Annotated in this window: 18 protein-coding genes and 3 pseudogenes; 8 read left to right on the top strand and 13 right to left on the bottom strand. The window is 70.1% G+C overall.

The annotated features are described in order from the left end of the window. The first annotated feature begins 65 nt into the window (after window positions 1–65). Window positions 66–2816: a bifunctional YncE family protein/alkaline phosphatase family protein gene (locus tag SCNRRL3882_RS39205; protein WP_010038430.1), complete on the top strand. Its 2751-nt coding sequence runs from the start codon at window positions 66–68 to the stop codon at window positions 2814–2816. 117 nt (window positions 2817–2933) lie between these two features. Here the strand turns inward: SCNRRL3882_RS39205 and SCNRRL3882_RS39200 are convergent, their stop codons facing one another. Both SCNRRL3882_RS39200 and SCNRRL3882_RS39195 read right to left on the bottom strand, forming a co-directional pair. Next, window positions 2934–3944, bottom strand: a complete 1011-nt coding sequence (locus tag SCNRRL3882_RS39200; protein ID WP_010038427.1) for a hypothetical protein — start codon at window positions 3942–3944, stop codon at window positions 2934–2936. Window positions 3945–4155: 211 nt separating this feature from the next. Continuing rightward, a complete protein-coding gene (locus SCNRRL3882_RS39195) occupies window positions 4156–5073 on the bottom strand; it encodes a biosynthetic peptidoglycan transglycosylase (RefSeq protein ID WP_010038412.1) in 918 nt (305 codons plus the stop codon). Between the two features lie 244 nt (window positions 5074–5317). On the opposite strand from SCNRRL3882_RS39195, the gene SCNRRL3882_RS39190 reads away from it, so the two are divergent. Both SCNRRL3882_RS39190 and SCNRRL3882_RS39185 read left to right on the top strand, forming a co-directional pair. Next, complete coding sequence (locus SCNRRL3882_RS39190; RefSeq protein ID WP_063738899.1) at window positions 5318–6373, top strand: LCP family protein; 1056 nt, start codon at window positions 5318–5320, stop codon at window positions 6371–6373. Window positions 6374–6450: 77 nt separating this feature from the next. After that, window positions 6451–6714, top strand: coding sequence for a hypothetical protein (locus SCNRRL3882_RS39185; RefSeq protein WP_158688401.1), 264 nt, complete (start codon window positions 6451–6453; stop codon window positions 6712–6714). 25 nt (window positions 6715–6739) lie between these two features. Here SCNRRL3882_RS39185 and SCNRRL3882_RS39180 read toward each other — a convergent pair whose 3' ends face one another. From SCNRRL3882_RS39180 to SCNRRL3882_RS39160, 6 genes and pseudogenes are all read right to left on the bottom strand, one after another. Beyond that, complete coding sequence (locus tag SCNRRL3882_RS39180; RefSeq protein ID WP_010038408.1) at window positions 6740–7555, bottom strand: class I SAM-dependent methyltransferase; 816 nt, start codon at window positions 7553–7555, stop codon at window positions 6740–6742. A gap of 85 nt (window positions 7556–7640) precedes the next feature. Further along, window positions 7641–8423, bottom strand: a complete 783-nt coding sequence (locus SCNRRL3882_RS39175) for a membrane protein (RefSeq protein WP_010038406.1) — start codon at window positions 8421–8423, stop codon at window positions 7641–7643. A gap of 136 nt (window positions 8424–8559) precedes the next feature. Next, complete coding sequence (locus SCNRRL3882_RS39170; protein ID WP_010038405.1) at window positions 8560–9120, bottom strand: cysteine hydrolase family protein; 561 nt, start codon at window positions 9118–9120, stop codon at window positions 8560–8562. A 169-nt stretch (window positions 9121–9289) separates the two neighbouring features. Beyond that, window positions 9290–9982: pseudogene (locus tag SCNRRL3882_RS42070) on the bottom strand (carboxypeptidase regulatory-like domain-containing protein); the annotation flags it as partial. Between the two features lie 135 nt (window positions 9983–10117). Beyond that, a pseudogene (locus SCNRRL3882_RS42065) lies at window positions 10118–11848 on the bottom strand (MFS transporter); the annotation flags it as partial. Between the two features lie 227 nt (window positions 11849–12075). Next, window positions 12076–12534 (bottom strand): MarR family winged helix-turn-helix transcriptional regulator, encoded by a 459-nt coding sequence (locus tag SCNRRL3882_RS39160; RefSeq protein ID WP_010038403.1) that lies wholly within the window; start codon window positions 12532–12534, stop codon window positions 12076–12078. A gap of 148 nt (window positions 12535–12682) precedes the next feature. On the opposite strand from SCNRRL3882_RS39160, the gene SCNRRL3882_RS39155 reads away from it, so the two are divergent. Further along, entirely contained in the window at window positions 12683–13588 is a 906-nt protein-coding gene (locus SCNRRL3882_RS39155; RefSeq protein WP_029181070.1) for an NAD-dependent protein deacetylase, read from the top strand. A gap of 18 nt (window positions 13589–13606) precedes the next feature. Here SCNRRL3882_RS39155 and SCNRRL3882_RS39150 read toward each other — a convergent pair whose 3' ends face one another. The 4 genes and pseudogenes from SCNRRL3882_RS39150 to SCNRRL3882_RS39135 all read right to left on the bottom strand — a co-directional run bounded on the left by SCNRRL3882_RS39150 (window position 13607) and on the right by SCNRRL3882_RS39135 (window position 17672). Continuing rightward, window positions 13607–13816, bottom strand: coding sequence for a hypothetical protein (locus SCNRRL3882_RS39150; RefSeq protein WP_010038400.1), 210 nt, complete (start codon window positions 13814–13816; stop codon window positions 13607–13609). Between the two features lie 477 nt (window positions 13817–14293). After that, window positions 14294–16183, bottom strand: a complete 1890-nt coding sequence (locus tag SCNRRL3882_RS39145) for an MFS transporter (protein ID WP_231911204.1) — start codon at window positions 16181–16183, stop codon at window positions 14294–14296. 394 nt (window positions 16184–16577) lie between these two features. Next, window positions 16578–16625, bottom strand: a pseudogene (locus SCNRRL3882_RS42060) (hypothetical protein); the annotation flags it as partial. A 72-nt stretch (window positions 16626–16697) separates the two neighbouring features. Continuing rightward, window positions 16698–17672 (bottom strand): helix-turn-helix transcriptional regulator, encoded by a 975-nt coding sequence (locus SCNRRL3882_RS39135; protein WP_010038391.1) that lies wholly within the window; start codon window positions 17670–17672, stop codon window positions 16698–16700. Window positions 17673–17807: 135 nt separating this feature from the next. Here SCNRRL3882_RS39135 and SCNRRL3882_RS39130 point away from each other — a divergent pair, with 135 nt between their 5' ends. From SCNRRL3882_RS39130 to SCNRRL3882_RS40595, 3 genes are all read left to right on the top strand, one after another. Further along, window positions 17808–18203 (top strand): RidA family protein, encoded by a 396-nt coding sequence (locus SCNRRL3882_RS39130; RefSeq protein ID WP_010038388.1) that lies wholly within the window; start codon window positions 17808–17810, stop codon window positions 18201–18203. Between the two features lie 350 nt (window positions 18204–18553). Next, a complete protein-coding gene (locus SCNRRL3882_RS39125) occupies window positions 18554–19225 on the top strand; it encodes a pyridoxamine 5'-phosphate oxidase family protein (RefSeq protein ID WP_010038386.1) in 672 nt (223 codons plus the stop codon). A 303-nt stretch (window positions 19226–19528) separates the two neighbouring features. Continuing rightward, window positions 19529–19804: a YSIRK-type signal peptide-containing protein gene (locus tag SCNRRL3882_RS40595; RefSeq protein WP_158688400.1), complete on the top strand. Its 276-nt coding sequence runs from the start codon at window positions 19529–19531 to the stop codon at window positions 19802–19804. Window positions 19805–19939: 135 nt separating this feature from the next. On the opposite strand, the gene SCNRRL3882_RS39115 is transcribed toward SCNRRL3882_RS40595, so the two are convergent. After that, on the bottom strand, window positions 19940–21505 hold the full coding sequence (locus SCNRRL3882_RS39115; RefSeq protein ID WP_010038382.1) for a hypothetical protein: 1566 nt from the start codon (window positions 21503–21505) through the stop codon (window positions 19940–19942). A gap of 342 nt (window positions 21506–21847) precedes the next feature. Between SCNRRL3882_RS39115 and SCNRRL3882_RS39110 the strand changes: the two genes are divergently transcribed. After that, window positions 21848–23035, top strand: a complete 1188-nt coding sequence (locus SCNRRL3882_RS39110) for a polyketide synthase (protein WP_029181066.1) — start codon at window positions 21848–21850, stop codon at window positions 23033–23035. Window positions 23036–23037: the final 2 nt, after the last annotated feature.

Here is a 23037-nt window from a genome sequence, read left to right as displayed (position 1 = left end):
TGCCCTCCGGGCCCCCCGGACCCTCTACGGCCACCCCCCGAACTCGCCGAATCCGAAGGAATGACATGCAGATAGCACGCCGCCGCCGGCAGGCTGAGAAGAAGTACTACGACCTGCTGGGCAGACGTGTCGGCCGCCGGGCCACGCTGGTCACGGCATGCATCACCACGGCCGCCCTGGCCACCGGCACCGCCGTCGCCGAGACCCGCCAGTTCGGCACCGACCAGGTCGGCCAGGTCACCGGCAAGGGCCAGGTCGTCTCCGCCGACCAGTACATCGCCCCGTACGGCGACCGCCTCCTCATCAACGACGGCAAGATCATGTCGTCGACGGTCAGCCCGGACGGCAGCCACCTCGCCGCAGCGGTCACCGACGGCGACGCGGCACTGGTCGTCGTGGACCTCGCGACCGGGCGGATCAAGCAGCGCGTCGGCACCAACGCCGCCGACGACCTGCGCATCAGCAGCGGCTCCGTCGGCCAGGAGGGTCCGACGTACTCACCCGACGGCAAGCAGCTGTGGCTGGGCCAGGCCGACGGCTACACCAAGTTCACGGTGAACGCGGACGGCACCCTCGCCGACCCGGTGACGGTCAGCATCCCGGCCGACGGCGGCAAGCAGGCCCTGGTCGCCGCGGCGGTGTTCTCCGCCGACGGTTCCACCGTGTACGCCGCGGTCAACGGCCAGAACCGAGTGGTCGCGATCGACGCGGCGACCGGGACCGTCAAGCGGAGCTGGGCGGTGGGCAACGCCCCGCGCGGCATGGCCCGGGTGGGCGACAAGCTCTACGTCAGCAACGAGGGCGGTCGGCCCGCGAAGGCCGGCGACTCCACGCTCAACTCCTACGGCACGCAGGTGCCGGCCGACCCGAAGACCGGCGCCACCACCACCGGCACGGTCAGTGTCATCGACCTGGCCGACCCGTCCGCCGCCGTCGGCACCATCGATGTCGGCCTGCACCCGACCGCCGTGTACGCCCGGCGCGGCGCGGTGTTCGTCACCGACACGGCCGACAACAACGTGTCGGTCATCGACACCGCCAAGGACAAGGTCGTACAGACGATCTCCACCCAGCCGTGGCCGGAGGCCTCGGTCGGCTACGAGCCCGACGCCGTGACCCTCACCGACGACGGCCACCTGCTGGTGACGCTCGGCCGCGCCAACGCCGTCGCCGTCTACCGCTACACCTCCCCGCAGGAGCCGGTCAGCTACATCGGGCTCCTCCCGACGGACTACTTCCCCGCCGAGATCACCACCGTGGGCAGGAAGGTCGTCGTCTCCAACACCCGCGGCATCGACGCCCGCCGCCCCGACAGCGCCGGCCACGGCACCCACGACACGACCTCCAGCCTGACGCAGTTCACCCTGCCCAGCGACCGTGTCATCCGCTCCCAGACCGCCAAGGTCTTCCAGCAGAACGGCTGGAGCGCCGGCTCCGTCCCGCTGGCCAAGGGCCACAGCCGCGCCAAGCCGCAGCCGGTTCCGGCGCGGATCGGCGACCCGTCGACGATCAAGCACGTCTTCCTGATCGTCAAGGAGAACCGCACCTACGACCAGGTCCTCGGTGACATCCCCCAGGGCAACGGCGATCCGTCGCTGACGCAGTTCGGCGAGAACGTGACGCCCAACCAGCACGCCCTGGCCGAGCAGTTCGGGCTGTACGACAACACCTACGACATCGGCACCAACTCCGCCGAGGGCCACAACTGGCTCATGCAGGCCGACAACCCCGAGTACACCGAGTCCTCGGCCGGCGAGTACGCGCGCAGCTACGACACCGAGGACGACGCCCTCGGCCACCAGAAGACCGGCTTCCTGTGGACGGGCGCCCAGGCGGCCGGCAAGAGCGTGCGGGACTTCGGCGAGTTCCAGCAGTTCCTGACCAAGCCGTCCGGCGCCAGCTGGCAGAACCTGTACTGCGACGCCAAGGACATGGACGCGACCGGCCGGGCCACCGCCTACCCGCTGAACTCCTCCTCACCGATCCCCTCGCTCAACAGCGTGTCGGTGCCCGGCTTCCCGAAGTTCGACACCAGCGTCCCGGACCTGTACCGGTACGAGATCTGGAAGCAGGACTTCGAGAAGAACGGCCCGGCGAACCTGAACATGTTCTGGCTCTCCAGCGACCACACCGGTGGCCCGGCGAGCCCGGCCGCCCAGGTCGCCGACAACGACCTGGCCACCGGCAAGATCATCGACAGGATCTCGCACAGCAAGTACTGGAAGGACTCGGCGATCTTCGTCGTCGAGGACGACTCCCAGGCCGGGCTCGACCACGTCGACGGCCACCGTGCCCCGGTCCAGATCATCAGCCCCTGGGCCCAGCACGGCACCGTCGACAGCCACTACTACTCGCAGATCACGATGATCCGCACCATCGAGCAGATCCTCGGGATCCATCCGATGAACCAGAAGGACAGCGCGGCCACCCCCATGCAGGGCGCGTTCACCGGGCACCCCGACTACACGCCGTTCACCGCACTGCCCAACCGCACGTCACTGACCGACGGCCTGAAGACCCCGCCGTCCTGCGGCCTGGACACCCCCGCCGCCCAGGACCCCGAGGCCGCGGCCGTACCGTCGGCGAAGGTGCCGGCGGACAAGAAGTCCCTCGCCGCCGAATGGGACGCCTGGAAGTCCAAGCAGCACCTGACCGGCACCCACGCCATCCCCGACTACGCCAACCCGGCCCAGATGAACCACCTCACCTGGTACCAGACCCACAACTGGACGCGCCCGTACCCCGGCGAGAAGAAGATCTACGCCCCGAACGACGTGCCCGGCGCCTACATCCCGTCGGTGGAGTCCGACGGCTGACACACGCCGGACCGGCAAGGACCCCTGCCAGGCCGACCGCCTGCCAGGGGTCCTCCCCGTACGGGTCCGTTCCGCCTTCATCCCCCGAGGAGCGGCGGGAACCCGCACTCTGCCCGGTCAGATGTCGTCCAGTGGGACGTCCTCGCCGGCGAGACCGCTCTCGTCGAACTCGGCGTCACTCATCGGCGAGCCGGCGAAGAAACCGTTCATGAGTTCGTTCAGGTCGAGCTCGGTGGCACCGGCCGGAGCGGTGGGCCTGGTGCCCTCCCGCATCCGCAGCGTCAGGCCCAGCTTCTTGACCTTGGCGTTCTCGGCCAACTTGGCGAGGGCCACGTCCACTTGGGCCAGCTCGCCGTTCTTGAGCGTGAAGTCCGCCGTCACCTTGGCGTTGGGAGCGTCCTTCAGGTCCTTGTCCGTCGGCAGCCCCATGCCCGGCGGCAGGTCCTTCGCCAGCGGGCGGATCTCACCGAACAGCTCGGTGATCAGCGTGCGGAAGGGGGCCGTGGCGGTGACGTGCTCGGTGCCGTCCCCGCCGCCGGTCGTCTTGAACTCCACCTCACGGGCGATGACTTCCCGGAGGGCCTTCACGAGCTTCTTCTGCGTCTTTGCGTCGAGGGACGGCGCGGGGGCGGGACCGCCCTCGGCCTCCTGGCCCTCGGCGACGGCCTTGTCCATCTCCTCGGTGCTGAACGTCACCCACTTGCCCTCGATGACGTCCTTCAACGCCCCGGCCTCCGGGGGCAGATCGTCGGCGTCCGGCACGGGGCTGCCCGACATCTTGCCCATGGCGTCCAGGTCGGCACGGACGTAGGCGCGGTCGCCGATCATCCGGTACTCGGCGAGGTCACCGTCCGGGGTGCTGAGCTTCATGGCGGTGCCGACGAGGTCCTTCTCACCTGACTCGTCGAGCGGCTTCTTCGACTGCACGGTCACGGTGATCTTCGCGCCGCTGAGCAGCTCGGCCGCTTCGTCCGGGATCTCCTCACCGGGCGCGGGGTCCGACCCGGCGTCCAGTGCCTTCAGGGACGTGACGTCGGTGTCCAGGTCGAGCTCGAAGGAGAGCGTGTTCTTCTTGCCGAGCTTCTCGAAGGCCCGGTCGAGCTTCTTGCCGGCGGACAGCTGCTCCACCGTCCCGCAGGCGGCCGAGCCCGCGAGGACGGCTCCGACGACGGCGGTGGCGGTCAGGGTCTTGCGTATGGGATTGATGACGGTCTCCTCGTGGCTCCGATCACGACGTGATCGATCAGAGGACTCACGACCCGCCCACAAGGTTGTGCTGTGCGTCTCGCTGAGGTCCTTCAGGGCTGCGGCCGACTCGACGCCGGCGGCCGGCCCGGCTTCAGACGTCCAACGGAGCGGCGGCGAACGTCTTGACCTGGCGTGGGGTCAGGTCGCCGACGGCCTCCAGGCGGTGCAGGACCTCGGCGCGGCGCTGCTCGGCGAGATCGGGGTGGTGGAGGGGGTCGTAGGCGGAAGGTGCCTGGACCAGGCCGACGAGGAGGGCTGCCTGGGGCCAGTCCAGCTGGGCGGGACTCTTGTCGAAGTACCCGCGTGCGGCCGCGTCCAGACCGTAGTAGCCGTGGCCGAAGTACGCGGTGGACAGGTACATCCGCAGAATCTCGGCCTTGGGACAGGCATGAGCGAGCTTGACGGCCAACGCGACCTGCTCCAGCTGGTCGCGCCGGGTGCGCTGCCCGTCGGTGTAGAGCATCTTGGCGAGTTGCTGCTCGATGGTGGCGCCCCCTCCGTCGCCCCCTTGGCCGCGTGCCCAGAACACCACCGCACGCAGCACTCCGACGGGGTCGATGCCGGGGTTGTGCCAGAAACGTGCGTCCTCGGTGGCCACCAGCGCCGCGGCGACCTTGGGGGGCGTGGCCGCATCCGTGTCGCTCACCGCGTGCGCGACGGCCTGGGCGCGCACCCGGACCTCCGCGTCACCCACCCCCGGAGTGGCTGCCAAGAGGACACCTCCCGCTGCCGCGAGCAACACGACCGCTCCGAGGCCGAGGACGCACGCACGGGTGATGAGTCGGCGCAGCCATCGAGGCACCGGGCGTCGGCGTACGAGTCCGTCGAGCGCGAGCACGGAACCGGTGACGGCGGCGAAGACGGCAACGGTGGCAGCGGCGTCGCAGCCGTAGCGGAACAGGGACCGGGCGAGCCCGAAGAGCACCGCGGCTCCGGCACCGAGGGCACCGGCGGCGGCGAACCGGCCGAGTGGCCTGGTGCGACTGACGTGGGATACGACAGCCATCATGGTCGAACGCCTCCCCTGTGCCCGGCGTTGATTCCTTATTACGTTCCTTATTACGCGCCATCCGCGTGAAATTGCCATAAGGCCCGGGTAGGGAATCCATGCCGTTTTTCTCATGAACTTCCCCGACAAGGGTCAAGATTCGGCAGCCCTCTCTGGGAATGTTCGGTCGATCCCTAGGCTGAGGGGCAGCGAACATCGAACGGCACCGTTCGGCGCGGTGACGCTCACCTTCAGGGAGGTCCGGATGAAACGTGATCCGGCGCCGGGGGTACGGCCGCACAACGGGCGCCGCAGAATCACCCGAGGCGTGCTGGCGCTGCTTTTCACGGTGCTCGCGGTCTTTTCAGGCACATACGCCTGGGCGGAGGAGAAGCTGGACCGTACGGTGAACCTCGGCGAACTGCCGGACCGGCCGCCGCCGGACCAGGGCACCACCTATCTCATCGCCGGCTCCGACAACCGCCAGACCCTGACGCCGCAGCAGCGGAAGGCCCTGCACACCGGCAACGACGACGAGGGCCCGTACGGAAACAGCGACTCGACGATGCTGCTGCACATCGGCGCCCATGGTGACACCCTGGTGAGTCTGCCGCGCGACAGTTACGTGACCATCCCGGCCTTCACCGGCCCGAACGGCGTGCGGCATCCGGCGACGACGAACAAGCTCAACTCGGCGTTCTCCCTGGGCGGTGGCCAACTGCTGGCCGAGACCGTCGAGTACAACACCGGCGTTCACATCGACCACTACGCGGAGATCGGCTTCGGTGGCTTCGTCGATCTCGTCAACGCGCTCGGTGGCGTCACCGTGTGCCTGGACCGGCCGATCGTGGACCAGGCCTCAGGGGCCGACCTCAAGGCGGGGTGCCGGAAGCTGGACGGCGGTCAGTCCCTCGAACTGGTCCGGGAACGCCACCAGGAAGCGGGCCAGGACCTCAGCAGAATGGCGAACCAGCAGAAGTTCCTGGCCGCGGTCGCCCACCAGGCGGAGACCCCGTCCACGCTCCTCAACCCGTTCCGGCTCTACCCGGCGCTCGACGCGGGTCTCGCGACCCTGAACGTGGACAAGGAGATGACCCCGTACGAGCTGGCGCGGATGTTCCTGGGACTGAAGGGGATCTCCGGCGGAAAGGGACACGAGCTGACGGTCCCGATCGCGAACGCGAACGACTACACACCGAACGCCGGTGACGCGGTGCTGTGGAACATGGCACAGGCCAAGACCCTCTTCGGTGAACTCCAGAACGATCAGCCGGTCACCATCCGGGACAACGACGCCGGCTCGGATCTGCGAGACGGTTAGCGGCAATTCCGTGGTGGCGATTCCGCCCTCGGCACGTGACGTCGTCCACACCGCCCGGGGAGGAGACTGTGAGAATCATGAGGCAGGCGCCGCAAAGGCGCCGGTCCGCGAACGAGATGGCGCACCTCGCCGCCTTCGCCGCCGTCTCCGTGCTCGCTCTGGCCGGGTGTGCGGCGAGCACGGCCTCGTCGGCGCCGCCCAGGCCGAGCGACGACACCGTGGAACCGGGAGACCTGGTCCGGGTCGTCAACCCGTCCAAGCCGGTGGCGCTCGACAACGGGGACGGCGACTGGAACCTGTCCTGGCCCCGGTGGACCACCCCGACGCCGCCCAGCACCTAGGAGGGCACACTCGGGTGAACGCCCCTCACCTCGCTGCTGCGCGGACTGGCCTCCGGCCGCTCACAGCCCAGGCCCGGGCGGTGAGCGCGATGGCACCGTCCGGCCTCCTCGTGACAGCCGCACTGAGCGCGTCACGTACCTGGTCCCGGTCGGCCGGGGCAAGGGACGCCACGTAGCCGGGTGCGGGGCCCTGCCCCGCCAGGAAGGGCTCCCACAGGTCGTCGAAGTCCGCGAAGACGGTGGGCACCTCGATCGGGGCGGTCGACACATCGACGAGTCCCGCGTCCGCCCACAGCCTGTGCAGCCGTTCCGGACGGCATACGGGGAATCGACGGCCTTCGTCCAGCGAGGCTGCGGACGGGTCCACTGCGACGGCAGCGTCCCAGAACCGGCGCAGGAAGCTCATGCCGCCGGCGTAGTCCCACACATACGTTGCGACTCGGCCGCCCGGCCGGACCACCCGGGCCATCTCGGCCACTGCCGCGGTGGGCTGAGGAAGGAAATTCAGTGTCAGGCCACTGACGGCGACGTCCATGGCGCCGTCGCGCACGGGAAGTGACATCGCGTCCGCCACGAGGAACCGTGCCGAGACGGGACCTGGGACCCGGACCGAGCCCACGAACGCCTCGGAACGGTCGACTCCCACCACCATGCGGGGCCGACACCGGGCGGTCACCGCTGCCGACAGGGCACCGGTGCCGCAACCCACGTCGAGCCACCGCAGATGGTCAGCGCAGTCGAGCCACGTCGCGAACTCCTCCGCCGCGAGACGACTCCACCGGCCCATGAACCGCTCATAGGCGGCCGCGGCCGCCCACACGTCGAACCGCTGCTCTTTCATGCCACTACGATCCCCGCGCCAGTGCCTCACGGGCCGCCGCCGTGCCCGTGTCGCTGCGGCCCGTGAGGCAAGAGGGCTGATCCCGTCAGGCGGGGCGCCTGCCGCGCTGCGATGTGGCCAGGTAGGCGACGAAGCCCAGGATGGCCACCGTCCAGGCCAGGGTGACGGGCTCCAGGCCCAGTGCCAGACCGCCGCGGGACTGACCGACCGCCATCCAGTCGGCGAGGGATGCGCCGAGGGGGCGAGTGACGATGTACGCGGACCAGAAGGCGGCCACCGCGTTCAGGCCGGCCCAGCGGTGGGCCAGGGCCGGTACGCAGATCGCGGCCGCGAAGAGGCCGACCGAACCCAGGTAGCCGAGGCCGGCCGTGGCGGTGAGGTCACCCGCGGCCGTACCCAGGGCGAACGTCGCCAGGACGGCCGCCCAGTAGAACCCCTCACGGCGACGGGTGTGGATGCCGTGGATGGACAGCGTCCGCTCGCTCGCGTACCAGAGGCCGAAGACGGCGGCCAGCACGGCGAGGAAGACGGGGGTCGACACCGCGTAGGGGACGCCGAGCCCGACGTGCAGGACGTCGGCCGCCATCGTGCCGAACACGCTGACCATGACGACGGCGGTCCAGTACACCCACGCGATGTGGCGGCGGACGGTCAACTGGACGGCCAGGGAGGCGACCAGAGCGAGTCCGCCGAGCGCGACCGCCGGTATCGGGCCGAGCACGCGGGCCAGGAGGTCGGATGCCGTCTCCCCCATGCCGGTCGTCAGGACCTTGATGATCCAGAAGCAGGCGGTCACTTCCGGGACCTTGTTCGCCATGGCGCGCAGGGGGGCGCGGCGCCAGTCATCGAGGAGGGGCTGTGTCGTCATGGCTCGCACGATGGCATGATCATCTGCTCGGACCCCCGTTGATTTGCCATTCTTGCGGGCTTTTGGTGGAGAAGTTGCCATGCCTTGCCCGATGCTCTGTGCGGCCCGCCGGTCGACGTACTGGCACAGCGCAGACTCACACCGGGAGCGTGCTGGCCCACTCGGCGACGGAGAGGACGTCCGCCTGCCTGGGGAACACCTTCTCGGTGAGGACGCGGTGCACCTCGGGGTCGGCGTCCAGGCACCCGTCCGCCAGGACGGTGAGTCCGAAGTCCAGGTCGGCCGCCTGGCGCAGGGTGGAGAGCACGACTCCGCTGGTGGCGATGCCGGTGAGGACCAGGGTGTCGATCTCGCCCGCCCTGAGCACCATCTCGAGGTCGCTGCCCGCGAACGCGCTCACCCGTCGTTTGGTGACCACGATGTCGCCCGGACGGGGAGCGACGTCGGGATGGATCTCGTTGCCCGGGTCCTCGGCGGTGAACGCGCCGGACCGTGCGGCGGCGCCGAAGGTCTTGTTGCGGGCGCTGATCTCCGGATGGCCCGGGCGGAAGCCGACGACGACGTAGACCAGGGGCAGGTCCGCCGCCCGGGCGGCGCCGACGGCTTCGCGCAGGCGTGCCAGGTAGCCACCGCCGTTGCCGAAGCGGTCCACGATGGACCGCTGGACGTCCATCACGAGCAGGGCGCTGTGGGCCACGTTCGGTGTCCTTTCGTGAGGTGGATCCGATCCCCAGGGATCCGGGTGAACATGTGACCGGTCAGGGTGTCCCGCTGGGCTGCGGTCAGGCGCTCCAACGAGTGGGCCGCCGCCTGTGTCCTCAGGCGTGGGTCGGCTAGGGGCTACCGATGTGTCCGCGTTCAACGGATCACTCCGTGGGCTGGACGAGTTCCAGGTCGACGGTCGTGGTGTCGGCGTGGTCGAGGACGACGGTGGAGGAGACCGGCGGGTAGCCGGCGGCGACGAGCGTGTAGGCGCCGGGGGCGAAGTCGGTGAGCGTGTAGAGGCCGTCGTCCTCGGTGACCGCCGTGGCGACGGGGATGCCGTCGGTGTCGAGCAGGGTGATGCGGGCGTCGGCGACGGGCCGGCCGGTGCGGCCGTGGCGGACGGTGCCGGCGAGCGCACCTGCGGGGTTCAGCGTCACGTCGTGCCCCGTGGCGTCGCTCGGGCCGACCTCGACCGGTGCGGCCACCGGGCGGTGCCCGTGCGCGCTCACCTGGAGGGTGAACGGGCCCGGAAGCAGGCCGAGGAGGGCGTAGCCGCCGTCCGGGCCGGTCGTCGTGGTGGAGACGACGTCGCCGTGGGCGTCGATGACCACGACGGTCGCCTCCGTCACCGGTGTGCCGTCCGCGTCCCGCACGGTGCCGCGCAGGCCCGTGGCGCGCGCCATCGTCACGGTGCAGGAGGCCGGCTGGTCGCCGACGGCGAGGTCGACGGCCCGCGGTTGGTGGCCCACGGCCGACGCGACCAGCGTGTAGGACCCGGGGCGCGGCCGGGGCAGGACGCAGCCGCCGTCCTCGCGTGTGCGGGCTCGGGCCGTCTGGTGACCGCGACGGTCGACGAGGGTGAGCGTGGCAGCGGCGACGGGGCGTCCGGCGGGGTCCTCCACCCGGCAGACGACGGTGGGGGTGTTCGCGTCGCCGGCCGCGGCTGCGCTCGCCGCGGCCGGTGGGGAGGCGGCCTCCGCGGTCGTGGCGGGAGCCGCCTGGGCGCGCCCGCGGATCAGCGAGGCGGCCGCGGCGGCCAGGGACATCGCGATGGCCAGGGAGAAGACCACGACCAGGCCGTCGTGGAAGGGCGGTGAGATGAGGTGCGGGAAGAACTCCCGGCCGGTCAGCTTCGCGGCGTTGGCCGGCGGCAGCTGGCCGAGGATGCTCTGACCGAGCAGGTTCTGGACGGGGTTGTAGCCGAGGAAGGCGGCGAACAGGACTCCCACTGGCGGGAGTTGGGCGACGGCGTGCGCGGCCTGGGCCGGGACGCCCTGGGCGGTCAGCCCGGAGCTGAGCGTCTGCGGCAGGGAGCCGGAGAGCCCGGCCACCATGAGCGAGAAGAAGACGCCCATGGACAGCACCATGCCGGCGTTCTGGAACGTGGCGCGCATGCCCGAGGCGGCGCCGCGGGCCTCGGCCGGCACGCTCGACATGATGATCGATGTGTTGGGGGCGGCGAACAGGCCGCCACCGAGGCCGTTGAGGAAGATCAGCAGTGCGAAGACCCCATAGCCGAAGTCGGTGGGCAGGGCGAGCAGTCCGGCGAACGAGGCGGCCATCACCACGAACCCGGCGGCGGCGAACAACCGCGCACCGTACCGGTCCGACAGGTATCCCGAGACGGGGCCGGCGACCAGGAAGCCGATGGTCAGCGGAAGCATGTAGATCCCGGCCCACAACGGGGTGTCGGCGTAGTCGTAGCCGTGCAGGGGCAGCCAGATGCCCTGCAGCCAGATGATGAGCATGAACTGCAGCCCGCCCCGGGCGATGGCGCCCAGCAGCGCGGCCGCGTTGCCGCCCGCGAAGGCGGTGTCGCGGAACAGGCGCAGGGGGAACATGGGCTCGGCGACCCTCGCCTCGATCACGCAGAAGACGACGAGGACGACGACGCCGCCGATCAGCCCGGCCAGCACCCAGGGGTTCGTCCAGCCCATCGTGTGGCCGCCGTACGGCTGGATGCCGTAGGTGATGCCGGCGAGCAGCGCGGTCAGCCCGACGGCGAAGGTGAGGTTGCCCCACCAGTCCATGCGTCCCGGCGTGCGCACGCCGGTCTCGTGCAGCGACTTGTACGCCCACACCGTCCCGATGAGGCCGATCGGCACGTTGACCCAGAAGACCGAGCGCCAGTTCCACGTCACCAGTGCCCCGCCCAGCACCAGGCCGAGGAACGACCCGGCGATGCCCGCGACCATGTTGACGCCGAGCGCCATGCCCCGCTGCCGGGCCGGGAAGGCGTCGGTGAGGATGGCAGCGGAGTTGGCCATCAGCATGGCGCCGCCGAGGGCCTGCACGATCCGCCAGCCGATCAGCCACAGCGCCCCGCTCCCTCCGTGGAAGGGGTCGAGGGAGAGGATCACCGAGGTCAGGGTGAAGATCAGGAATCCGGCGTTGTAGATGCGGACCCGGCCCCACATGTCGCCGAGCCGGCCGAGGGCGACCACCAGCACGGCGGTGACGAGCATGTAGCCCATCAGCATCCACAGCAGGTAGCTGACATTGGACGGCTGGAGCGGATCGAGCCGGATGCCGGTGAAGATCCCCGGCAGGGAGATCAGGACGATCGAGCTGTTGATGGTCGCGAGCAGGATGCCGAGTGTGGTGTTGGTCAGTGCCACCCACTTGTATCGGGGGTGGTCGACGCCGATCCATGCGCTGCGTCCGCGTTGCCGGGCGGGGCGTGTTTCGGCCGTGCCGTGGGTCGATTCCTCAGTAGCCATGGGGCTGCTCTCTCTGCTGCCTTCCGTGGGAGCCCGCGGGCTCCGCCGACTTCGAATCCGCGGCGGGCGGCTCGAGGCCTTCCGCGGCGGACAGGGGGCGGATGGAGCGCGGGCGCCGGACGCCGGTGGGCATCCGCCCGGACCGGACGGGGCGCCGGTGGGCATCCGTCCGGTTCTGGCGGCGCGGGGATTCGACGGCCCTGGACAGCGACCGGCGGTTCTCCCGGTCAGGCCATGTCGTCCGGTTGGCCGTTCAAGCCTGCGGGCTCGTCGACGATCCGCCGCACGAGTGGCAGGGCGGTCCGCATCGCCGAGCCCAGGGCTCGCCGCTCGTCCTCCGAGAGCGCGGCCAGCCGGCGGACCAGCCTCGCGTTCCTCTCCCTTCTGCGCTCCGCCAGCACGTCACGCCCGGCATCGGTGATGGCGACCAGCGTCACCCGTCCGTCGTCGGGGTCGCTGACCCGTGTGGCCAGCCCTTTGTTCTCCAGCCGCTGGACGAGCTGGGTCATCGACGGCTGAGCGACTCCTTCCGCCACCGCCAGCGCGGTCAGCCGGCTCGGCCCTTCCCGCTCCAGCCGGCCCAGCGTGGAGGCGGTCGTGAAGCTCATGCCGCGACGGTCCACCAGGCTCCGCACCACGGCGCCCGCGACGTCGGCCAACGCTCCGGCGATCTCCTCCGGCTCCATCTCGTCCACCCTTCGATTAATATCACTGACCTATATAGTTTCCCTATTAAAAATGGGTAAGAGCGTCAGCGACGGGGACGGAGCGGCCACGCCGGTACGCGCGGGCTACGGCCGTCATCGCCCGGCTGCTGTTCCGTACCCTGACGGCATGCGCATGCGCCCCACCCTGAGCTGGACCCCTGCCGAGGACCTGCCGCCGGGTACCACCGATCTGGAGCCGGTCGCCGATGCGCTGAGCACCCGAGGTGTGCTGGTCCTCAGCGGAGCGGGAATCTCCACGGAGTCGGGCATCCCCGACTACCGGGGTGAGGGGGGCAGTCTGAGCCGGCACACTCCGATGACCTACCAGGACTTCACCGCCGACGCACACGCCCGGCGCAGGTACTGGGCGCGCAGCCACCTCGGCTGGCGCACCTTCGGCCGAGCCCGCCCCAACGCCGGACATCGGGCCGTGGCCGCCTTCGGGCAACACGGCCTGCTCTCGGGTGTCATCACCCAGAACGTGGACGGCCTGCACCAGGCCGCAGGCAGCGAGGACGTCGTGGAACTCCACGGAACCCTGGCCCGGGTCGTCTGTCTCTCCTGCGGCGCCTTCAGCCCGCGCCGCGAACTCGCCCAGCGGCTGGAGGAGGCCAATCCGGGCTTCGCGCCGGTGGCCGCAGGCATCAATCCCGACGGTGACGCCGACCTCACGGAAGAACAGGTCGGAGACTTCCGCGTGGTGCCCTGCACGGTCTGTGGCGGCATCCTCAAACCCGACGTGGTGTTCTTCGGCGAAGCCGTTCCGCGGCAGCGAGTCGAACACTGCCGGGAGCTGGTCCGTGCGGCGACCTCACTGCTGGTCCTGGGCTCCTCGCTGACGGTGATGTCCGGGCTCCGCTTCGTCCGCCAGGCAGCCCAAGCCGGGAAGCCGGTCCTGATCGTCAACCGGGACCCGACCCGGGGCGACCAGCACGCCCTCACCAGGGTTTCCCTCCCGCTGGGGAAAGCGCTCACCACCGTGGCAGAGCGGCTGGGCATGCCCGTCAACAGCCAGGCACCGCCCAGACCGTGACCGTGGTCGGCCTCTGCCTCAACGGGCTACCGACGGAGGAGACGACGAGGTCGACGGAGGAGTCATGGCCGGACGCTCGCGGTAGGCGGCGATCGCGGTCTCGGCAAACGAGCGGATCAGTGGATTGGTGTCGCCCTCGTTCCATGCCACCACCACCCGGCTCGGCGGCATGTCGATCGGCGGCACCACGGCGAGCCCCTCTCCCGGCTCGTGGTCCAGGAGAGTCATGCCGACCGTGCCGTTCCAGAGAACGGCCAGTCGGCATTCCTGGCGCCAGGGTGTGGACCAGCCGGTGCGCGGCTGGGCGCGTCCTGAGCGAGCCGGCGGCGCACGGTGGAGGCCGGCAGGAAGGGCGCGATGCCGCGCTTGACGGCCTCGCTGGCCAGTTCGGGCGTTGTCCAGCGGGACAGCGGCGTGCCGGTCTCGGCGGGCAGTTGGCAGGCGAGGCCTTGACCTGAGCGGCGTGCAGCGGGGTGCAGGAGGGCGGGCGTCCGGTGCACTTGCGGTCGGCGAGGCCCGGCATGCCCAGATCGGCGAAGCGGGCCGTTCGGCAGCCCACGGGCCGCGTGCAGCACTGTCTTGGTTCTCCTCCATTGACGAATCCGGCCTGCACCGGCACGGGGGGACGCCGCCCCCGGGCTCGTAGCCGAAACCGTGCCGGACAGGGTGTCACACGCCCGCATGAGGCACACCAAGCCGCCTTCTTCAGCCCTTGGTGTGCGCCTGTTCCAGCTCGTGGGTCTGCGGGAGGTCACGCTCGCGGCGCATCGGGCTCATGGCGAGGATGAGCCAGGAGGGTGCGACGATGCCCGTCATGATCCACATGGCAGGCCGGTATCCGACGGCGTCGCCGAGCATGCCGCCGAGCAGAGACCCGATCGGGATGGTGCTGTGGTTGATCATCATGGCCGTGGCCACGACCCGGCCGAGCATGTGTGGCGGGCAGTAGGTCTGCCGGAAGCTGCCGACCACGATGTTGGCCACGGAGATGCCGGTCCCGACGAGGAAGGATCCCATCGCGAACAGCGCCAGCCCCGGTCCGGGCGTGGTCATGGGCAGGAGGAGCACGAACGGCGCGGTGGCGATCTGCAGGAGAAGCAGCCCGCGGGCGGTGCCGAACCGTCGGCTGACCCTGGTGGCCACCAGGGCGCCCACGATGCCGCCGGTGCTGCCGCTGGTCAGCAGCAGTCCGACCATGGCCGGGTTCAGCCCGACGGTGCGGACCAGGAACACGACCTGGACCGCCTGGTAGCCCATCAGCGCCATGTTGATCACGGCACCCCAGGCGACCATCGGCCGCAGGTACCGGTCCCGGCCCACGAAGCGGAGCCCTTCGGAGATCTGCTGCCGAAGGGGGGCGCGTTCCTCGTGCGGAGTGGTGTCCGGCTCGACCACGCCGATCCGCTTCAGGCAGACCGCGGAGACCAGGAACGTCACCGCGTCGACCAGGAGCGCGAAGACCGCGCCGAACGCCTGGGCGAGCAGCCCCGCCGCCCCCGGCCCGGCGACCCGGGTGGCGGCCTCGCTGCCCTGCAGCTTGGCGTTGCCCTCCAGGAGGTCGCGGCCGTCGAGCACGATCCGGATGTACGAGTGGTAGGCGGTGTTGAAGCACACCGCCGCAGTGCCGCAGGTCAACGCGGCGACCAGCAGGTGCTGAAAGGTGAGTGCGTCGAGCCACGCCGCCAGCGGAATGCTCACCAGTGCCGCGACGGCCACCAGATCACACGCGATCATCAGGGGCCGTTTGCGCATCCGGTCCACCCATGCCCCCACCGGCAGGCCCACCAGCAGCCAGGGCAACCACACCGACGCAGCGAGCAGACCGACGGCGGTGGCGCCGGCGTCCAGCACCTCGACCGCGATCAGCGGCAAGGCCACCACGGTGATGCTGTTACCCAGCCCACTCACGGTCTCGCCCACCCAGAGCAGGCGAAAGTCCCGTTGGGCGAATATCCCCCACCGCGTTCGGGGCCGGTCCGGCGTGTCATTCATCGGGTCCACCCGACGCATCATGCCGTGAGCACTTACAACCTGCCGCAGTGTTTGTGCAGTTGGGTGCCCCGACTCCACGGTCCACCGGCTCGTCTTCAGCCGTCCTTGCCCCGGTCTCACCACATCGTCGCCAACGTCGCCGGCAGACCCGCCCGGAACAGCACTTGCGGGACCGTGCGTTCCGTCCACGGGATCTGGGTGATCAGCAGGGCGCAGACCATGGCCCAGGCCGCCTGGCCCAGCGGCAGCGGCAACTCCCGTTTTTTGGGTCTCACCCTCCGTCGCGTACAGGTCGATGCCCACCCCGGCGAGGGCCAGGCAGAGCATGGCCAGCCAGCGGATGCCGCGCAGCAGACGGTAGGAGGCGTCGTCCAGGCCGCTGCGCATCGGCGCGGAGTCCGGGGCGGCGGCCAGCGCGTCGGCGTACAGGGTGGCGGCCTGCGCCGCCTTGAGGCCGGGTGCGGTGGCCGCCTTCCTCGTCTGCCGGGCCAGGGCCTGCTCGTGCTGCGGGTCGAGCCGGAGGATGGCCTCGTCGAGCTGGTCGGCGACGGTCCGGTTGCCCGCCATGTCGGCGATCAGCCAGGCCACCTCGTAGGCGTACACCTCCTCCGGTCCCAGCCGGATGGCCTCCTGAACAAGATCGCCCGCCTCTCGCAGGGCGGCGCCTTGGTCCTCGCGCCGGACCTGGCCGCCGTTGGCCCGCCCGGAGGCGGATCCCTCTGACGCGCCAGAGCCAGTCGGCGAGCAGCGCGTAGCCGTACCAGTGTTCCGGGGCGAGGCGGATCACCTCGTTCAGCACGTCCTCGGTCTCCAGGAAGCGGCCGGCGGCGCGCAGGGCGTGCGCGTGCATGACGAGCGCCCCGATGTCCTCGGAGTCCAGCGCCGGCGCCCGCTCCGTCGCCTCCAGGGCCTCCGGCCCGACCTTCTCGTCCCCGAGATGGCTGCAGGCGAGCCTGACCCAGGCCCGGACGTCGTCCGGGTCCTCCGCGAGCCGCCGCGCCAGCAGCTCCCGGGCCTCCTCGCACCGCTTCAGGTCGATGAGCACATCGGCCCGCTCCACGGCGGGGTGCACGGTCGCGGTCACAGCTTGCGCCTTTTCTTCAGGGGCGTCTCACGCTCAGGACGAGTCGCCGTAGCAGGCGGCGATCGCAGTCGCACGGTCGCGCAGGGCGGTGCGCAACGACTGCGGGGCCAGGGCTTCCGCGTCCGTGCTCAGCTGCCAAAGCGCCCATTCGGCGTGTCGTGAGTCCTGGAAGGTCACCTCCAGCCGCAGCCAGCCGTCTGCCTCGGGGTCTTCTGCGCGGACGGCCAGCGCGGCGTCCAGAAGGTCCTCCCGTCGCGCCGGGTTCACCCGTACCAGGACGGTGATGTGATCGCCACCGAAGAGGAACTGCGCGGAACGTTCCCGCCAGACCCGGTCCAGATCGACCCGATTCGGGCGCTGTGCCGTTTCCGGGAGCTCTTCAGCAGCCAACACCCGCGACAGCCGGTAGGTGCGGTCCGCGCCAGATCTCGTGGCCAGCAAGTAGCCACGGTCGCGTACGGTGACCAGGCCGATCGGGTCCACCGTGCGCCACTGTGGTGTCTGGCCCGTGGCCGCGTAGTGGATGCGCAGTTTGTGGCCGGCGAGCACCGCGCGCCGGACCTCGATCATGATGGTGTCGGGCACCTCTTCGGTGACCAGCCGACGTGAGAGCAGATCGCTCTCCGGGTCGACGAGAAATCGCTGGGCCGCGTCGCTCGCGGTGGCCCGGTGGCCTTCGGGCAGCGCGTCGACCACCTTCCGCATGGCCGAAGCGAGCGCCGAGCCGAGGCCGAACACCTGCTCGCCCCGCCCTGATCCGGCGGTCAGCAAGGCAAGGGCCTCGTCGTGGTTCAGACCGGTGAGCTCGGTCCGGAAACCGGGCGACAACGCGAACCCGCCGTGCCGGCCGCGTTCGGCGTAGACCGGGACGCCGGCCGCGGACAGCGCCTCGATGTCGCGCAGCACGGTGCGGGTGGACACCTCCAGCTCCCTGGCCAGCGTGTCCGCAGTCAGCCGACCGCGCTGACGCAGCAGCAGAACCAGCGAGACCAACCGGTCGGCGCGCATACGGAAACCCTATCGAAATACATGACTGAGGATGTCGTGATTTGCTGCGAGGCTCGTTGTCACGACGTCGCAGCCGGCGGTTGCCGAGCCGATGGACGTACGTACTCCCCATGATCGAACGGAGCTGACGTGGCAGTGGAACGAACGGCGGTCAACCCGGTGACGTGGTCGACGGAGGTGGGATTCAACCAGGGTGAGGTCGTCTCCGGGCACACCCGGACCCTGTACATCTCGGGGCAGACTGCGATGAGCGACGAGGGCAAGCCCCAGCATGACGGTGACATGGCGGCGCAGTTGGCGCTGAGCATCGACAACCTGGAGGCCGTGCTCGACGGGGCCGACATGTCTCTGGCGAACGTCGTCCGGCTCAACGTCTACACGACCGACGTCGATCTGCTTTTCCAGCACTACGGCGTGCTGGCCGGGCGGTTGGCCGCCGCCGGTGTGGCGCCTACCACCACGATGCTCGGGGTGACGCGGCTGGCGATTCCCGGCCAGCTGGTCGAGCTTGAGGGAACCGCCGTCGCGTGATGTGACCTCGCCGCCTCTGCCACCGGTGCCGGTCGAACCGGCACCGGTGGTCAAGTGCCCCGTATTCACGGCCCGTAGCGGCACCCTTCCGGAACCATGGCTGCAGCGGCGATCAGCGAGTGCCGCACCGGCTTTCAGCCATCGCGCTGGTGCCCCTCCTTCCCCACTCTTTGCAGGACAGGTCTTAGTCTTCCCTGCAGGGCCGGTGGCGATTTTCGGCCTGCCAGGTGATGAAATCAGTCACGTGGGCCGAGGTGAACACCGAGAGCAGGGCCCCCGAGCGCGGACGCGAGTCCCGGCTCCACGGCTCGATGAGCTACCGCCCTGCCGAAATCCTGTCAGGAGGACCGTTGCACCACGATGAGCGGGCAGACCGGCCCGGTAGCCACGGCGAGCACCAGATCCAACGTGAGTTGGGCACGGTCGGCCGCGCCGACCGCTTCTACGACGAGCAGGTTCTGGACCGGCTCAACCCACGTATGAAGGAGTTCGTGGCCCGCCAGGAGATGTTCTTCCTCGCGACTGCGGACAGTCACGGCGAGTGCGACAGCACCTTCCGGGCCGGCCCGCCGGGGTTTCTCCGGGTACTCGACGACACGACCCTGGCATACCCGGAGTACCGCGGGAACGGCGTCATGGCCTCGCTCGGCAACATCCGGGAGAACCCACACATCGGCATGCTGATGATCGACTTCTCTCAGGACCGCATCGGTCTCCATGTGAACGGCCGCGCACAGCTGGTCACCGATGACACGATGCGCCAGAGGGTTCCAGACCTACCGGTCGATCCGGTACCCGGCCGCCGCCCCCACATGTGGGTGGAGGTCGAGGTCGAGGAGGCGTACATCCACTGCTCGAAGCACATACCGAGGCTGGTCAAAGCACCGGTCCGGCAGAACACCAGCAGTGCGGACCGTTCCGCCGGCGACGGCGAGCAGGCCTGGGGCACCGACGACGCCAGGCGCAAGGGTGGCGACTACTTCGGAGCGGCGGCCCAGGAGCGCGGGCTGACTCCCCGCTGACGGCCGGCCGGGATTTGCCGCCGGCACCACTGCTCGCGCCTGTCGGCGCCCCCTCCCCCACCGCGGCGAAACCCTGTCCGATGGCCGGGGCGAGGCGACCACCACCGGACAAGGGAGGGGCCCGCCCCCGGACACCGCAGGTCAGGACGGGCTTCCCGTCCCGGACATGTCCCGGACGGGAGTCCTGCTTGGCGGTCACCTGCTGTGGTGCCAGAGTCTCCGTCGACACGACCGCCCGGGGCGTTCCCGGCGTGACGCATGTGTCGTCCGGTTCCGGCAATCGCCCTACGACCTAGGAGACTCATGAAGCTCCGTAAGCTCGCACTGGGAATCGCGTCCGCTGCTGCTGCCTTTTCCCTGGCCGCAGCCACTCCGGCAAGCGCGCAGGAGGACCGGGGGGTGACGCACGCGGTGAAGGCCCCGGCCGACTACGAGTTCGTCACCTACTACTACTGGCTCGAGGACTGCCGTCAGGCCGGCTACCAGGGCCAGAAGGACGGGGTCTGGACGAAGTGGAAGTGCATCGACGGTAGCTGGATACCCGGCGACGACTATGAGCTCTGGGTCGTCTACAAGTAAGTAGCGGCGGCGCTCCTGTGCCTTTGGCCCGCTGCGTTGACGGCCGGACGGTGACCGCTGTCCGGCCGTCCTCGTTGCGCCCACGAAGCCACACTCGCCGACTGCCAGGCCGATCAACGTCGATGGCAGGGTGTTTCAGTGGGTACGCCCGTTACGCCCGCGGCGGCGGACGACGAGGACGACGGCGCCCAGCACAGCAGCCCCGGCTGCGGTGACGATGAGCGTGCGGCCCACGCCCGTCACGGCCGGAGTGCCGCCGGACGGTGCCGCCGCAGTCGGCGTGCCGAAGGCGAAGGTGGTGCTGTCGTTGGAGGCGTCCGGGTCGTGAAGGGGGATGCCGGCCGGGCCGGGACGCACGGTCGCCGTGCCCTTGGCGCCGTCGTAGGTCCTGGCCGGCTTCACCCACAGTTCGAACAGCTGGCTCTCGCCTGCGGCGACACCGAACGGCACGGTGCACACGTAATGCCGGTGCCCCGCCTCGAAAGGTGCAGTCGTGGTGCCGCTGACCCAGCGACGGCAGGGGCCGTAAGGGCTGTCCTCCTCCTCCATGTGAGCGGTGCCGGTCGCGACCACACCCTTGGGCAGGACGACGTCGATCACGGCGACGGACTTGTCGTCGACCCCGTACGCGGAGGCCGGTCCGCGGTTCACGGCGTTGATGTCCAGGGTCCATTCGCCCGCCCTGCGGCCCGGTTTCGTCGTGGCATCGGCCGCGAGATCCGCGGAGTTGTCGGCCGCGACGGTGAACCGGCCCTCGGCATCGTTCTCGAATCCGCCTCCCGCTCCGGACGCCCGCACCAGGGTGAGCGCCGGGCCGGTGCCCTGGTGACTGCCGCCGCCGGGTTGTTCGCGCGGCTTCAGCAGGCGGACCGAGTAGTCGGTCACGGCGGTCAGGGTGCGCTTGCCGACCGTGGCGGTCAGGGGGCTGCTCAGCTCCACGGTGCCCCCCGCGGGCACGGAGTCCGAGGAGATCGGGAAGACGCACGTGACGGATGCCTGGCCGCCGGGTTCGCGGGGATCATCGCCTTCGCCGTAGGCGCAGTTGGAGAACTTACGGTCGAAGAGCAGACCGCCCACCGATTCCCAACGCAGCATGATGCGCCGGTCAGTGGCCAGATCCCCGGTGTTGCGCAGCCGGAGCGGCACATCGATCCGGGAACCGATCCTGGCGTGCGTCACGTCCGGCACCCGGCCGACGACCAGGTTCGGGGTGCCGACCACCACCTTCGCCTTCGCGGTGGCGCCGGTGGCGTGGTCGGCGGTGAGGGTGTACGTGACCGTGCCGCCGGCGCCCGGTGCGGCTCCCGCGTCCGCACGCAGGGTGAATGCGACCGAACGGCTCTGCGCGGCGTCCTCGTTGACGCAGGTGAGGACCCGCGCGTCTGCCGTGCACCGCGGGTCGTCGACCGTGACACTCGCGATGCCCGACAGGTCACGTGCGTCGATGACGAGCGAATCGTCCGTGGGAACGGGGACCTGCGCCCCGCCGTCCCAGAACATCCAGCCCACGGTGACCGACTGCGCCCCCGACCCCACGTTGATCTCCTCGTCGGCGCTGATCGTCGCGTACGCCCGAGTCGGCAGGGGAGACGGTGTCGACGGCGTGACAGAGGGATCGTCGCCCACGGCGATCGCGCTGGGCGCCAGGGCGAGCACCAAGGCAGCCAGCGTTGCCCCGAACACCGTGCGCTTGGAGTCCATGCACGTTTGATGCGCGAGATGTCCTGAAAGTTGCGGCCCCGGACTGCCCGGCGGCAGGAATCCGCGGGGTATCCGCCCGCCGCGCACCGTCGCGGTAACCGTCCCCCTGGCTGACGGTGAGCCAGATAACGCCGATGCGACTCGGTGTGTGCCGTATCACGCACTCAAAGGCGTCTAAGTTGCGTGCATCACAGCGGAAATGTCCATTTAGCATCCATCCTCGAAACGGACATCGCCGCCCGAAGTGGATCTCATCGGCATCCTCTGGGCGCGACGCCTCAAAGTGACCTACGACACAGCACTCGTGACGTTCCCCTGTCCCCCGTTGAAAGGTGCCCCGCTATGGCCGCTTACCTCTGCCCTCCTGCCGTGATACACGGCGAGCACTCCGTAACTACCAGCCAGATCGTGGCAGAGGTGAGCGACCGGCACCCGCACGCGGCATGGGCGCCGCGGATCGACGGCATCGCGGCCAGTACGGGCATCGACACCCGCGGGTGGATGCTGCCGCTGGAGACCGCCGTCGCGCCCGGCAGCGGCAGCGCCCTGCGGGCCGTCGGCATCGAGCCGGCCCAAGAGGCGCTGGCCCGCGGCGGGTTCACCCAGCAGGACGTGGACCGCGCGATCGCCACCCTCGAGACCATACCCGCGCCGCAGACCATTCAGGAGCGCACAGCGCCGGCCTGGGAGGCCGTCCGGTCCTACGGGGAGCGTGCGGCGCGCGGGGCCTTGCAGATAGCCGGGCTCGACGCCGCGGACATCGACTGCGTGATCACCAGTAACTCCACCACCCCGGCGCTGCCGGGTCTGGACATAGCCCTGGCCAACAAGCTTCAGCTGCGCAGTGACGTGATGATGCTGCCGGCGACGCAGTGGGCCTGTATCGCGGGGACCCGCTCCCTGGCCCTGGCGGCAGATCTCGTGGCCGCGGACCCCGACCGGGTGGTCCTGATCGTCATCGCGGAGGCGCTGAGCACGACCTACCAGCCCGCGGACGACACCCTTGAGTCTCTGATCGTCCGGTTGCTGTTCGCGGACACCGCGGTCGCCGCGGTGGTCACGGGCCGCCCGAGGCCCGAGTCGGTGCTGCGGCTGGACGCCGCCTGGCACCACACCCTGCCCGGCACGCAGGACCTGCACCGCCTGGAGACACGGGCGGACGGCACCCACTTCGTCATGGACCGGCGCGGACCGCGCGCCGTGCAGGAGACGGTCACCGCGATGTGGGAGTGGCTGCGCGTCCGTTACCAGGACGAGCCCGACTCCTGGCACCCCGACGTTCTGCTCGCGCACCCCGGCGGGACCCGGGTGCTGGAGTACATGGAGCAAACGATGCCCGCCGCGTGGCCGTCGGGGCTGCTGGACTACAGCCGGGACAGCTACACCAGCGGCAACCGCGGAGGCGCCGCCGTGTTCGACATCCTGCGGCGGGCGCATGACGCCGGGCAGCAGAAGCCCGGCAATCGCGCCGTTCTGTACGCGGCGGCACCGGGTCTCACCGCGACCGCCCTGGAAGGGGAGTGGCTCTAGAG

This window comes from Streptomyces chartreusis NRRL 3882, assembly GCF_900236475.1.
GTDB classification, from domain to species: Bacteria; Actinomycetota; Actinomycetes; order Streptomycetales; family Streptomycetaceae; genus Streptomyces; species Streptomyces chartreusis_D.
The sequence above is the reverse complement of the archived record's forward strand: the minus strand, read 5'-3'. Positions and strand labels throughout refer to the sequence as shown.